10 protein-coding genes and 1 pseudogene are annotated in these 13,334 nt (G+C 53.2%); 8 read left to right on the top strand and 3 right to left on the bottom strand.

What is annotated here, in order from left to right:
• Nucleotides 1-118: 118 nt before the first annotated feature.
• Nucleotides 119-1,180 carry a YncE family protein gene (locus tag FDW98_RS12970; protein WP_096756997.1) on the top strand — a complete coding sequence of 354 codons (1,062 nt, stop codon included), beginning with the start codon at nt 119-121 and terminating at the stop codon, nt 1,178-1,180.
• Between the two features lie 137 nt (nt 1,181-1,317).
• On the top strand, nt 1,318-1,539 hold the full coding sequence (locus FDW98_RS12965) for a YgdI/YgdR family lipoprotein (protein WP_096756998.1): 222 nt from the start codon (nt 1,318-1,320) through the stop codon (nt 1,537-1,539).
• 43 nt (nt 1,540-1,582) lie between these two features.
• Here the strand turns inward: FDW98_RS12965 and ansP are convergent, their stop codons facing one another.
• A complete protein-coding gene (gene ansP / locus FDW98_RS12960) occupies nt 1,583-3,025 on the bottom strand; it encodes an L-asparagine permease (RefSeq protein WP_096756999.1) in 1,443 nt (480 codons plus the stop codon).
• A gap of 146 nt (nt 3,026-3,171) precedes the next feature.
• A complete protein-coding gene (locus tag FDW98_RS12955) occupies nt 3,172-4,713 on the bottom strand; it encodes a PAS domain-containing methyl-accepting chemotaxis protein (RefSeq protein WP_096757000.1) in 1,542 nt (513 codons plus the stop codon).
• Nucleotides 4,714-5,209: 496 nt separating this feature from the next.
• Here FDW98_RS12955 and FDW98_RS12950 point away from each other — a divergent pair, with 496 nt between their 5' ends.
• The 6 genes and pseudogenes from FDW98_RS12950 to FDW98_RS12920 all read left to right on the top strand — a co-directional run bounded on the left by FDW98_RS12950 (nt 5,210) and on the right by FDW98_RS12920 (nt 11,825).
• On the top strand, nt 5,210-6,208 hold the full coding sequence (locus FDW98_RS12950) for an MsnO8 family LLM class oxidoreductase (protein WP_096757001.1): 999 nt from the start codon (nt 5,210-5,212) through the stop codon (nt 6,206-6,208).
• Nucleotides 6,208-7,329: an amidohydrolase gene (locus FDW98_RS12945; RefSeq protein ID WP_096757002.1), complete on the top strand. Its 1,122-nt coding sequence runs from the start codon at nt 6,208-6,210 to the stop codon at nt 7,327-7,329. The genes FDW98_RS12950 and FDW98_RS12945 overlap by 1 nt, the downstream gene beginning before the upstream one ends.
• A 25-nt stretch (nt 7,330-7,354) precedes the next feature.
• Nucleotides 7,355-9,613 (top strand): annotated as a pseudogene (locus tag FDW98_RS23415) (NtaA/DmoA family FMN-dependent monooxygenase).
• A gap of 9 nt (nt 9,614-9,622) precedes the next feature.
• Nucleotides 9,623-10,132, top strand: a complete 510-nt coding sequence (locus FDW98_RS12930) for a GNAT family N-acetyltransferase (protein WP_096757005.1) — start codon at nt 9,623-9,625, stop codon at nt 10,130-10,132.
• 9 nt (nt 10,133-10,141) lie between these two features.
• The gene (locus tag FDW98_RS12925) at nt 10,142-11,068 is read left to right on the top strand and encodes an amino acid ABC transporter permease (protein ID WP_137398861.1); all 927 of its coding nucleotides are present in this window, start codon (nt 10,142-10,144) and stop codon (nt 11,066-11,068) included.
• Nucleotides 11,052-11,825 (top strand): amino acid ABC transporter ATP-binding protein, encoded by a 774-nt coding sequence (locus FDW98_RS12920; protein ID WP_096757007.1) that lies wholly within the window; start codon nt 11,052-11,054, stop codon nt 11,823-11,825. The genes FDW98_RS12925 and FDW98_RS12920 overlap by 17 nt, the downstream gene beginning before the upstream one ends.
• A gap of 139 nt (nt 11,826-11,964) precedes the next feature.
• Here the strand turns inward: FDW98_RS12920 and FDW98_RS12915 are convergent, their stop codons facing one another.
• Nucleotides 11,965-13,275, bottom strand: a complete 1,311-nt coding sequence (locus tag FDW98_RS12915; protein ID WP_096757008.1) for an MFS transporter — start codon at nt 13,273-13,275, stop codon at nt 11,965-11,967.
• Nucleotides 13,276-13,334 lie beyond the last annotated feature (59 nt).

Below are 13,334 nucleotides of genomic sequence, written 5' to 3'. Positions count from 1 at the left end.
CACTCCACTTTGAGATAAATAATGATTACTATTCTCATTCTTAAAAAGGCAAAACCATGATTTTGCTGATTGAAGCATTGTGAAGCAGTAACAAATGAATTTATCAAAGGGAGTCGTCATGTCTTTACGTCATCTGTTTTCACCGCGTCTGCGTGGTTCTTTACTGTTAGGTTCACTGCTTGTTGCATCCTCTTTTAGTACGCAGGCTGCGGAAGAACTGCTGCGCAAAGCGGTAGGCAAAGGCGCCTACGAAATGGCGTACAGCCAACAGGAAAACGCGCTGTGGCTTGCCACCTCCCAGAGTCGTAAGCTGGATAAGGGCGGGGTGGTTTACCGTCTCGATCCGATCACGCTGGAAGTGACTCAGGCGATTCATAACGACCTGAAACCGTTTGGCGCCACCATCAATAATGCGACACAGACCCTGTGGTTTGGCAATACTGTCAACAGTGCAGTCACCGCGATGGATGCTAAAACCGGCGACGTAAAAGGCCGTCTGGTACTGGATGCGCGTAAACGTTCGGAAGATGTCCGTCCGCTGCAGCCGCGTCAGCTGGTAGCCGATGACGCCACCAACACGATCTACATCAGCGGGATTGGTAAAGAGAGCGTGATCTGGGTGGTCGACGGTGAAACCATCAAACTGAAAACCACCATTGCTAACACCGGTAAAATGAGCACCGGTCTGGCTGTCGACAGCAAGGCTAAACGCTTGTACACCACCAATGCTGACGGTGAGTTTATTACCATCGATACCGCAGACAATAAAATCATCAGCCGTAAAAAGCTGCTGGATGACGGCAAAGAGCATTTCTTTATCAACCTGAGCCTTGATACCGCTGGTAACCGCGCGTTTATTACCGATTCTAAAGCGGCAGAAGTGCTGGTGATTGATACCCGTGACGGCAAAGTACTGGCGAAAGTCGCCGCGCCGGAATCTCTGGCTGTGCTGTTCAACCCTGCGCGCAATGAAGCCTACGTGACGCATCGTCAGGCCGGTAAGGTCAGCGTGATTGACGCCAAAAGCTATAAAGTCGTCAAAACATTCGACACCCCGACGTACCCGAACAGCCTGGCGCTCTCCGCTGATGGCAAAACCCTGTATGTTAGCGTGAAACAAAAATCTTCACGTGAGCAGGAAGCCACACAGCCGGATGATGTGATTCGCATCGCGCTGTAATTTACCCGGAGGGGGAAACCCCTCCTGTCATTTATCCATACCCCACGATACGCCTCGTTACACCCCATCGCTGGCCTGATAAACATCAGGGACTTACACTAGGTCCTTATCGGCTCATTACATAACACAGGAATATCATGAAAAAGCCATTTATCTGCCTTTGCGCAGGCGTAATGCTGTTTACTCTGGCAGGTTGTTCAACGGATTACGTCATGACCACGAAAAGTGGGCAAACTATCGTCACCCAGGGCAAACCGCAGTTGGATAAAGACACCGGGATGACCAGCTATACCGATCAGGATGGCAACGCGCGGGAAATTAACAGCAATGATGTTGCGCAGTTAATCGAAGCCAACTAAGAAAGCAGGCCTGACGGGGATACGCTGTCAGGCCTGAATGCGATTACGGTGCGGTGCGCTGGATTTCCGCCACGCGTTTACGCACGCCAAACCATCCGGCAACCAGCAGAATAGCAATCAACGGTAACGACGCGATGGTGTAGGTGCCGTTCGGATAATCAAAGGCCATCAGCACCAGCACGCTTAGCAGGAACAGCAGCGTTAACCACGAGGTAAACGGCGCGCCCGGTAGCTTGAAGCTGACGTCTGCCGCTTTGCCGTCTTTAATGGCCTGACGCAAACGCATCTGGCACACCACGATAAATCCCCACGACGCAATAATCCCTAACGACGCGAAGTTCAGCACGATCTCAAACACCTGCGAAGGCACCAGATAGTTGAGGAAAACGCCGACCACATACACCACCAGTGTGGCGAGGATCCCAGCCCAGGGGACCTGCTGACGGCTCATTTTCGCCATAAATTTGGGGGCTGAACCGCCCATCGACATCGAACGTAAAATTCGCCCGGTGCAATACAACCCCGAGTTGAGGCTGGAAAGGGCGGCAGTCAGCACCACAATGTTCATGATACTACCGATATACGGCACGCCGAGTTTCGAGAAGAAGGTCACAAACGGACTTTGGCCCGCTTGATAGGCGTTCCATGGCAGCAGCAGCACCAGCAGTACGACGGAGCCGACGTAGAACAGACCAATGCGCCAAATCACGCTATTGATCGCTTTTGGCACCATGGTTTGCGGATCTTTGCATTCTCCGGCGGCCGTACCCACCAGTTCAATAGAGGCAAAAGCAAAGACCACACCTTGTACCAGCACCAGCGCGGGTAACAGACCGTGCGGGAAGAAGCCACCGTTATCGGTGATCAGATGAAACCCGGTGGTGTTACCGTCCAGCGGTTGTCCGGTACCTAAAAAGACGGTACCAACCACCAGAAAAATGACGATTGCCAACACTTTGACCAGCGCAAACCAGAACTCCATCTCGGCGAACCATTTCACGCCAATCATGTTCATGGTACCAACAATCGCCAATGCACCAAGGGCAAATACCCACTGTGGCACATCGCCAAACGCCCCCCAGTAGTGCATGTACAGCGCGACGGCGGTGATATCGACGATCCCGGTCATCGCCCAGTTGATGAAGTACATCCAGCCAGCCACGTAGGCCGCTTTCTCTCCCAGGAACTCACGGGCGTAGGAGACAAAACTGCCGCTGGAAGGGCGGTGCAGAACCAGTTCTCCGAGCGCACGAAGAATAAAGAATGAAAAAATACCGCATACCAGATACACCAGCGCTAAAGCGGGTCCAGCCATTTGTAAACGTGCCCCGGCCCCTAAAAACAACCCGGTACCAATCGCGCCGCCGATGGCGATCATCTGTACCTGTCGGTTGCCCATCGCTTTGTGATACCCCTCTTCGTGAGCATTCAGCCAGCGTCGTTTCGCCGCATGTTGTTCTGCGGCTTGCGTGTTGTGTGTGTTCATTGCGTTTCCTGTTGGCCTGACAAATTAACAAAATCCTTTTTGCCGCCCATGCAGCGGCGAAAACAGCGTTACCCTTCATTGTGTTAGAGGGGAAAACTGTCGGCCGAGCATCCTACAGTCAATTAATCAGTGACGCAAAGCCTGCATTATGCCGATACGCCAAAGACCTGAACGGCCTGCTGCAGTCGTGAGGAACGCTGAGTTAAATCGGCGGTGGCATCAGTGACACGTTCCACCATCTCGGCGTTAGTGTGGGTCATGGTGCCGACGCGTGAAATTGAGTCATTGATCAGATCCAGCGCCTGGGTTTGTTCCCGCGTCGCGAGGCTGATGTCTTTAATCATCATCGACATCTGCAATACGTCACCGATCATGCCCGTGAGATGCGTTTCCGTCTGCTCCACCATTCTTACGCCGGAGTTGACGTTCGCGACGTTCTTTTCAATTAGCTGCTTGATCTCTTTGGCGGCTGAGGCGGAGTGCTGCGCCAGGTTGCGTACTTCCGCCGCCACAACGGCAAAACCACGACCGGACTCCCCGGCGCGTGCGGCCTCGACGGCAGCATTCAGCGCCAGAATATTGGTCTGAAAGGCGATACTGTCGATAACACCGATGATGTCGACGATCTGACTGTTATCACGCGAGATAGCCTGCATCATGCCGATGGTCTGTTTCATGATATCGCCGCCTTCCGTCGCGTTGACGCTGGTTTTATCGGCCATGGTCATCGTTTGTGCGGCAGTATCGGCGGTTTGTTGCACCGCGCTGCCAATTTCTTCAATGGCGGCGGCGGTTTGCTGCAGGTCAGCGGAGGTTTCTTCGGAACGTGTATGCAGTGCAACGCCTTCTTTTGATACCCGTTGACTGATTTCGCGGATCCCGGCGATTTGGGTACTGACATCATCCACCAGAGAATTTAGATTCAGCCCGGATTGATTAACCAGTCGCATCAGCATCCCGATTTCATCTACGCGATTTAAATGACAGTTATCGGGTTTACGGCCGGAGACAACTTTTTTCATTTGGCTGAGTAGCGTATTAACTGGCTGACAAATTTGGCACTTAAGGTAAATACCAAATAGCAGAAATAGCACGATCATTCCGCCAGCCTGAATAAATGAATTCACCGGTGCGAGTGTTAATAATACGCAGAGCAGGGCTACTACCCCTAAAGCATAGTTGACTCGCTGACTTATGCTTAACCATTTAAACGCAGATGTCCATGCCAGTATGCCACGGCGAATAACAATGCCTTTAAAAAGTCGGAAACCTTTAAATTGCTGGCTATTTATTTTTTCATACAGCTGCTCACTCTGGGCTATTTCTTCCCGTGATGGAACGGTACGCACAGAGATGTAGCCGGTTAATTTTTCACGGTGCCAGACGGGGGTGACGTTGGCGCGAACCCAGTAATGGTCACCATTTTCCCGGCGATTTTTCACCATCCCGGTCCAGCTGTCACCCTGCTGGAGCGTGTGCCACATGTCGGCGAAGGCTGCAGGGGGCATATCGGGATGACGGATAATATTGTGGGGTTCGCCCATGAGCTGGCTTTCATTAAAGCCGCTGGCTTCAATAAAAGCCGTGTTGGCATAGGTAATGTGGCTTTCTTTATCCGTCGTCGACAGCAGCGTCGCTTTCGCGTTAAGTGTGTGCTCAACTTGTGTAACGGGCATGTTACTTTTCATAGCGATCCCTGGTGGTATGTTCAAGTCATACAAAAATCCCCGGAATAATACCAGGGGATATTAAAAAGCTGTTTTAAACCATTTTTAATAAGAAACGCTGCATTCTCTACTAATCATTAGCCTGACGAAAGTATTTCAAATAAAATTTTTGTTGTATGCAGTTTGTTAATGGTCATAAATATGAAACAATAAATACAAGTGTATAACCTAAAGAGATACTTCAGCTGACTTAAATTAAATTCAGCATAAATATAGTGCGCAAAAATAAAACTATCGCAAAATGATATTGTTGGGTTTCTGGCATAAACAGTAACCCTATTATATTTTGTAGGGTATGTTTTTTCTGCTTCTTATACCTGCCCAGGAGAGACCTTACCCGTAGTAGAAGTAAGGTTGGTTAGCGATTTTTTAGCTGAGTAAATGTGAATTAAATGTTTCTGAATGGTTGTTTGATAATTTAATAATGACGACATGTTAACAATCGTGAGCCTGTAACATGTCATATCGCCTGAGTATTCTCGATAAAAGCCCCGTAGGGGAAACCGAAACTGCCGCCATTGCGCTTGCCCGTACGCTACAGCTGGCACAGCAGGCAGAGGCGTGGGGATACCACCGCTTTTGGATAGCGGAGCATCACAATACGCCGCAGCTAGCCAGTCCGTCACCGGAGCTGGTGATCGCCTGGATCCTTGGCCAAACACAACGTATCCGCGTTGGCTCTGGTGGCGTTATGCTGCAACATTACAGCCCGTATAAAGTAGCGGAAAACTTCAATTTATTGGCATCACTGGCCCCAGGGCGCGTTGATCTCGGCGTGGGGAAAGCCCCTGGCGGTTTACCGCTGTCAACGCAGGCGCTCCAGCAGGGGCTGCATCAGCGTGAAAAAGGCAGCTTTGCCGAGCAGCTTTCGCAGCTCGACGCCTGGCTGGCATTGACCGGGACGGAAACCGGGCACGCGGTATTTCCGACGCCGATCCCTCCCTCTCCGCCGCAAAGATTCGTGTTGGGGGCCAGCGTGCCAAGCGCACAGTTGGCGGCAGAGTCTGACTGGAATTTTATCTTTGCCGCGCACCTGAACGGTGATCCGGCGCTGCTAGGCGATGTTCTGACTTACTGGCAAGCCAACAGTGTGCGCCCGACGATTGTCGCCGTGCAGGTGATTGTGGCGAACAATCCGGAGACTGCCGCGCAATTGGCGGAGAACGTACAAATATGGGGCGTTGAGCTGGAAGATGGTCAACGCGTGACGGTGGCCAGTGAAGAGCAGGCGTTGGCATTCGCCGCACAGGCGGGCAGCGTGCCCCGAAAAATTGCCCGTCGAGCGCAGGTATTGTTGCACGGAACGGCCGAAGATGTGGCCGCAAAGCTGAACAGCCTGCACGCGCAGTACGGCATTGATGAATTTATTATCGATACCCCGCTAGCAGAAGGTCATGCGCGTCTGACATCGCTGCATTTGTTGGCGCAGGCCCATTCCGCTGTGGAGGTCATCTGATGTCATTGGCCTCGACGCTTATCGGCTGGCGCCGTGAACTGCACCAGCACCCGGAGTTGTCCTTACAGGAGGTGGCGACTACAGCACGTATTCGCGACTGGTTGCGTGCTGCCGACGTCAACATTTTGCCCTTTGAACTGAGCACCGGTCTGGTGGCTGAGGTTGGGCGAGGAGACGATATTGTCGCCCTGCGGGCTGATATCGACGCCTTGCCGATAGAAGAGAACGCCGATGTGGCGTTTCGCTCCGTTACGCCGGGCGTCATGCACGCCTGCGGACACGACGTGCATACCAGCGTCATGCTCGGTGCGGCGCTGTTGTTGAAACAGCAAGAAAGCGCATTGCCGGGGCGGGTTCGCATTCTGTTTCAACCCGCGGAAGAAAACTTTGGTGGCGCGAAAGCGTTAATCCGCGCCGGGGCGCTACAAAACGTAGCGGCGATTTTCGGTATGCACAACGAGCCTGGGTTACCGGTGGGTGAGTTTGCCACGCGTGGTGGCGCATTTTATGCCAACGTCGATCGCGTCGTGCTGCGTGTCCATGGCAAAGGCGCACATGCCGCACGTCCACATGAAGGCAAAGACGCCATTCTGCTTGCCAGCCAACTGGTGACGGTGTTGCAAGGCGTGGCCAGCCGGGAGGTTAACACGCTGGATTCGGTGGTGCTGAGCGTGACCCGTATTCAGGGCGGCAACACGTGGAACGTGCTGCCAGAATCCGTTGAGCTGGAAGGGACGCTCAGAACCCATCGCACAGTCGTTCAGCAGCAGGTCAAATCACGGGTGAATGACATCGCTGCCGGATTTGCCCACGCCTTTGGCGTACAAATTGATGTTATCTGGCACGCAGGTCCCACGGCGTTGGTCAACGACTCGCGCTGGGCAGAGATTGCCACTGAGGTCGCAAAAACGTCCGGGTACACGACTCACTATGCCGATCTGCATATGGGGGGGGAGGATTTTGCCGTCTATCTGCAAAATACGCCCGGGGCATTTGTCAGTATTGGCAGCGCCAGCGAATACGGATTACACCATCCGGGATTTAATCCGGACGAACGATTAATTGAACCCGCCGCGCAGTACTTTACGCATTTAGCAAAAACGGCATTCACACACCTTTAATTTCACCTGTTGGGTAGGGGTTACTATGGCTAAAAAAAGGCAACTACGGTTGGGTACTATTCTGCATGGTGCCTCCGGGAATATGTCAGCATGGCGTCATCCGGCAGCACTTGCCGATGCCAGTATTAATTTTGAGTTTGTCAAAGACACCGCATTAATTGCCGAGAAAGGTAAGCTGGATTTTATTTTTGTTGCCGATGGTTTGTATATCAATGAGAAATCCATCCCGCATTTTTTAAATCGCTTTGAACCGCTAACGGTATTGTCGGCACTGGCGAGCATCACCAACAATCTGGGACTGGTGGGTACGGTTTCAACGTCATACAGCGAGCCGTTTACCACCGCGCGGCAGTTTGCCAGCCTCGATCATCTCAGCCAGGGGCGCGCCGGATGGAATGTGGTGACATCGCCCCTGGAGGGGTCAGCAAAGAACTATTCTCGCGTACAGCATCCGGAACATGCTCAGCGCTATCGTATTGCCGATGAATATTTGCAGGTGGTCAAAGGGTTGTGGGATTCGTGGGAAGAGGATGCGTTTACCCGCAATAAAACCAGCGGCGAGTTCTTTAATCCGCAGAAACTGCATACGCTCAATCATCATGGCGATTATTTCCAGGTTGCCGGCCCTTTAAATATTGCCCGTACACCACAAGGACGGCCGATTATATTTCAGGCTGGCGCCTCTGAGGATGGCAAGAAATTAGCAGCAACACACGCTGACGCCATTTTCACCCATCAGGAATCACTGGCAGAGGCCAAAGTTTTTTATCAGGATGTGAAAAGCCAGTTGGAAATAGCGGGGCGGGGTGACGATGACCTGCATATTTTCCAGGGCGTCAGCGTCATTGTGGGTGACAGCGAGCAGGATGCTGAACAGCAATATCAAACCACCGCAGCGCTGGTTTCCATTAACGACGCGCTGAATTACCTCGGCCGCTATTTTGAACATCACGATTTCGCGCAATATTCCCTTGATGCGCCGTTCCCGGAGCTCGGCGATCTCGGGCAAAACAGTTTTCGCAGCACTACCGATGAAATCAAGCGTAATGCACGTGATCGCGGGTTAACCCTGCGCCAGGCTGCGCTGGAAGCGGCCAGCCCACGCCCCCGCTTTAGCGGTACGCCGGAACAGGTGGCTGACGGCCTGCAGCAGTGGTTCGATGAGAGAGCCGCCGACGGATTTATCATTCAGGGCGGCACGCCGGACACCTTCCCACGCTTTGTTGAACAGGTGATCCCGTTACTTCAGGCGCGCGGTCTGTTCCGTCTTGACTACCCCGGTACGACTTTGCGTGCCAGCCTTGGCTTAGCGACACCTGCCAATCAATTCACACAATAAGAGACAAACACGATGCAGAAAAAATCATTACTTTTGGCGCTGTCCCTGGCTTTCAGCGCTTCCGTCTGGGCAAACGATGTCACCATCAACGGCACGGGCGTAAGCCTGGAGGCCAATAAAACGCCGATTAACACGGTGAAAAACGCGCAGGCGATCGCGCAGTTGCCCGCCAGGCTGCAGCTGGCCGTACCGGGTAAATTCACGGTGGCGATTGCCGGACTGAGCCAGCCGCCGCTGACGGTGTTTGCAGATGACAATAAAACGCTGATCGGCAGCGAGGCGGATATCGCCCGTCTGGTGGCCGACAGTCTGGGGCTGGAGCTGAACGTGGTGCCAACGTCGTGGGAAGACTGGCCGTTGGGCGTGGTTTCTGGCAAATATGATGCTGCGATCAGCAATATTACCGTCACCAAAGCACGCAAAGAGAAGTTCGACTTCGCCACGTATCGTAAAGATTCACTCGGTTTTTACGTCAAAACCGGCAGTAAGTTGACCAAAATTGAACAGGCAAAAGATATCGCCGGGCTGCGCATTATTGTCGGCTCCGGGACCAACCAGGAAGCCATTCTTCTGGCATGGAATGAAGAGAACCTGAAGAAAGGGTTACCGGCGTTTACGCCAGTCTATACCAAGGATGATGCCGCCCAGACGCTGGCGCTACAGTCAGGCCGCGCCGATGCCTATTTTGGCCCTAACGTTATCGGCGCGTGGAAAGCAGCGCTCAATGGAAAAACGCAACTCGTGGGTAGCGTCGACGGTGGCTGGCCAAAGGCCGCGCATATCGCCGTAACGCTGAAAAAAGACAGCGGGTTGGTGCAGCCGGTGCAAACCGCACTTAACGGTGTGATCGCCAACGGTGACTACGACAAAGTCTTGAATCGCTGGGGAGAGGGGGTGGAACGCATTCCACAATCAGAAATCAACCCGGCCGGTTTAGGCGACTGAGGAGGCAACGTGAGCGATCAATTCCGCGTGGTCTCGCCGGAGGCGGCAGAACTGCAGCCGATTCTGAACGGTCTGTTTGCCGAATATGCCGCGCGCTATGGCGATTATTTTTCCCGTGATGCTGAAGTTGAATTGACTGAATGGTATCTGGCGCCGCAGGGGATCTTTGTGGTGCTGGAGCGCGACGGCGAGATTATCGCCACCGGGGCCTACAAACCTTACGACAAAGACACGGCTGAGATTAAACGTATCTGGACCCAAAGCACCCTGCGTAAGCAGGGGCTGGCGGCGCGCGTGGTACAGGAACTGGAACGACGGGCGCTACTGGCGGGCTACAGCCGTATCTACCTGACGACAGGGTTTCGCCAACCGGAGGCCGTTCAGCTCTATTTGCGTCAGGGGTACGATCCACAATTTGATATTGCACGTAACCCGGAAGAGTACAGCCTGCCGCCGTTTGACGGTCGGCTGCGCTTTACCAAACTGTTGACCATCGCAGGTCAGGCAAAAATTGCCTGAGGAGAAAAAATGAAAACGACGGAAACCATCAAAGTCGTCCCGGCACGCTATCCGATGCGCACGGCAGGTGCGATAGTCGCGCTGTTTGTGCTGGCGGTGATTATCCAGTCGGTGGCGTTTAATCCGCGTTGGGAGTGGGGCGTGTTTGCCCGCTGGTTCTTCGACCCGGTGATTTTGTCCGGTCTGGGGCAAACGCTGCTGCTGACCCTTATCGGCACACTGTTGAGCGTGGTGTTCGGTGGATTGCTGGCACTGGCACGTCTCTCATCATCGTGGCTGCTGAATAGCCTGGCCTGGGGATACATCTGGCTGTTTCGCTCGCTGCCGCTGATCGTGGTGCTGATAATCTTATACAACTTCTCGTATCTGTACGACACGCTGACGATTGGCATTCCTTTCACCCACGTTCAGTGGGGCAGCTTCGCGACCATCAATGTACTGGGTCAGTTTTCTACCTCGGTAGTGGGTTTGACGCTGGTGCAAAGCGCCTATACCGCCGAGATTATTCGTGGCGGATTTCTCGGTGTCGATCACGGTCAGTATGAGGCCGCGGCAGCGCTGGGTTTACCAGCCTGGCGACGCACGCTGCGCATTATCCTGCCGCAGGCGCTGCGCACCATTTTGCCTGCCGGCTTCAATGAGATTATTAGCCTGGCGAAAGGCACGGCGATGGTTTACGTGCTGGCGATGCCGGAGCTGTTTTACACCATCCAGATGATCTACAACCGTACCCAGGAGGTGATCCCGTTGCTGATGGTTGGGGCGGTGTGGTATCTGGCGATCACCAGCGTTCTGTCGCTGATTCAACATCTGGTTGAACGCGCGCTGGCCCGCAGCGAACGGCGCTCGGCCATCAATACCACCCGCGTCAGCCGCGCAGTTAAAGGTCGCCGTCAACTTACGCCTCAGGAGGCCGTCCATGTCCCACTCGCCTGAAGGCCATATTTCCATTACTGGCGTCAGCAAGTCCTTCGGCCGCCATAAAGCGCTGGATGACGTGTCGCTGGAGATCCCGCCTGGTACGGTAACGGTTATTCTCGGGCCATCGGGTTCGGGAAAATCCACGTTACTGCGGGCCATCAACCATCTGGAGCGCGTCGATGAAGGCTTCATTCAGATCGACGGCGACTATATAGGTTATCGCCGACAGGGAGACAAGCTGTATGAACTGAAAGAGGCGGATATTCTGCGCCAGCGCATTAACGTGGGTTATGTGTTTCAGAACTTTAATCTCTTCCCACACTTAACGGTACTGGAGAACCTGATTGAAGCGCCAGTGTCTCACGGACTCGCGTCACGGAAATCCGCTACCGAGCGGGCATTAACCCTGCTGGATGCGGTAGGTTTGCGGCATAAAGCCGATGCCTGGTCACGCCATTTATCTGGCGGGCAGCAGCAGCGTATCGCCATCGCTCGCGCGCTGGCGTTGAACCCGCGTGTGATGCTGTTTGATGAACCGACATCCGCGCTTGATCCTGAACTGGTGGGCGAAGTGCTGGATGTCATTAAAGCCCTGGCAAAGTCCGGTACCACGTTAGTGGTGGTGACGCACGAGATTGGTTTTGCCCGGGAGGTGGCGGATCAGGTAGTGTTTATGGTCGATGGTAAAATCGTCGAGCAGGGCAGCAGCGAGCAGGTACTGAATCATCCGCGTCATCCGCGCACGCAGCAGTTTTTGTCGAAGGTGCTGTGAACCGGGGCACGCTATGTGCCGCGGGAAAATGGCTAAGCTCGATGCAGCGAGCGCTGAGCAAATCGTAGCCGTAAAAAAACGCTGTTCCGCAGGAGTGCAAGTCCCGGAACAGCGGGCGAAATATCGCCATACGGTTAAATCACGCGACGGACGGCGTCAGGGTAATACGATCCAACGGTCCGACGACAAACAGATACGAACACAGCCCAATCAGCCCCATCGAGCCGACGTATAAAATGGCGTAATCAAACGACTGGGTATTGGCAAGGATGACGCCGATAACCAGTGGGGTGATAATACTGGCCATGTTGCCGCACATATTGAACACGCCTCCGGCAATGCCCAACACTTCTTTTGGTGAGGTATCGCTGAGTACGCACCAGCCCAGATTGCCAAAACCTTTGGCGAAAAATGCCAGGCTCATGGCGGCAATCACCACAAATTCTGAAGAGGTGTAGTTGGCGATAACAATCACGCAGGAAAGCAGCATCCCGCAGATGACCGGCAGCTTGCGGGCAACCGTCAGGCTGTAGCCGCGTTTCAATAACCAGTCAGAGAATACGCCACCTAACAATCCACCGATAAAACCGGCAATCGCAGGAATACTGGCGACAAACCCGACCTTGAGAATCGACATTCCCTTAGCCTGGTACAGATAAGTCGGAAACCAGGTCAGGAAGAACCAGGTAATGGATGTGACACAGAACTGCCCGATATAAACACCGATCATCATCCTGTTGACGCAAACGCTTTTAATCTGCGCAAAGGTGATTTTTTGTGGTTCTTTCTTATTTCCCAACGATGGTTCGCCACCGCCATTACGAATGTAATCAAGTTCCTGCTGGTTAACTTTCGGGTGATGCATCGGATCTCTGATCTTAACCAGCCAGAATATACCCAGAATAACGCCAATTGCCCCGATATAATAAAAGACAAAATGCCAGCTCAAATTATGCAATATGAGGGTCATCAGCGGCGTAATAATGCCTAGCGAGATATATTGCGCTGCCTGATAAACCGAGGTGACAAACCCGCGCTCGTTATTAGGAAACCACTGTACACTCAGGCGACTGTTGGCGGGGAAGGCGGGGGCTTCGATAGCGCCCATCATCAGACGTAAGATAATCAATACGATCAGCGGACTGGCGTACAGATAAATGGTGCCCTGAAACATGGTCACCAGCGACCAGCCGATCAGCGCGCAGCCGTACACCAGGCGAGAGCCGTAGCGGTCCAGTAACCAGCCGCCTGGCAATTGCATAATGACGTATGAAATACCAAATGCAGAAAAGGCCAGCCCCATTGCTTCAGGGTCAAAACCCAACTCTTTACTCATAATCGGTGCGACAACGGATAACGTTGCACGATCGGCATAATTAAATACGGTGGCCAGAAACAGAAATATCAAAATACTGTAACGCACTTTAGTGCGCTTTATTATTGTGTTCATCACCCACTCCTGTTATTAGGTTTGAGAGCGTTTCTGTAGGGAAAGAGGGCGGGTATTAT

The sequence above is a fragment of the Citrobacter sp. wls711 genome, assembly GCF_005281055.1.
GTDB classification, from domain to species: Bacteria; Pseudomonadota; Gammaproteobacteria; order Enterobacterales; family Enterobacteriaceae; genus Citrobacter; species Citrobacter gillenii.
This window is presented reverse-complemented; position numbering and strand designations above follow the sequence as displayed.

Excerpts from the sequence above, each read along its gene's own strand:
- FDW98_RS12970 (WP_096756997.1), top strand. The coding sequence starts at position 119 with ATGTCTTTACGTCATCTGTTTTCACCGCGTCTGCGTGGTTCTTTACTG.
- FDW98_RS12965 (WP_096756998.1), top strand. The coding sequence starts at position 1,318 with ATGAAAAAGCCATTTATCTGCCTTTGCGCAGGCGTAATGCTGTTTACT.
- ansP (WP_096756999.1), bottom strand. The coding sequence starts at position 3,025 with ATGAACACACACAACACGCAAGCCGCAGAACAACATGCGGCGAAACGA.
- FDW98_RS12955 (WP_096757000.1), bottom strand. The coding sequence starts at position 4,713 with ATGAAAAGTAACATGCCCGTTACACAAGTTGAGCACACACTTAACGCG.
- FDW98_RS12950 (WP_096757001.1), top strand. The coding sequence starts at position 5,210 with ATGTCATATCGCCTGAGTATTCTCGATAAAAGCCCCGTAGGGGAAACC.
- FDW98_RS12945 (WP_096757002.1), top strand. The coding sequence starts at position 6,208 with ATGTCATTGGCCTCGACGCTTATCGGCTGGCGCCGTGAACTGCACCAG.
- FDW98_RS12925 (WP_137398861.1), top strand. The coding sequence starts at position 10,142 with ATGAAAACGACGGAAACCATCAAAGTCGTCCCGGCACGCTATCCGATG.
- FDW98_RS12920 (WP_096757007.1), top strand. The coding sequence starts at position 11,052 with ATGTCCCACTCGCCTGAAGGCCATATTTCCATTACTGGCGTCAGCAAG.
- FDW98_RS12915 (WP_096757008.1), bottom strand. The coding sequence starts at position 13,275 with ATGAACACAATAATAAAGCGCACTAAAGTGCGTTACAGTATTTTGATA.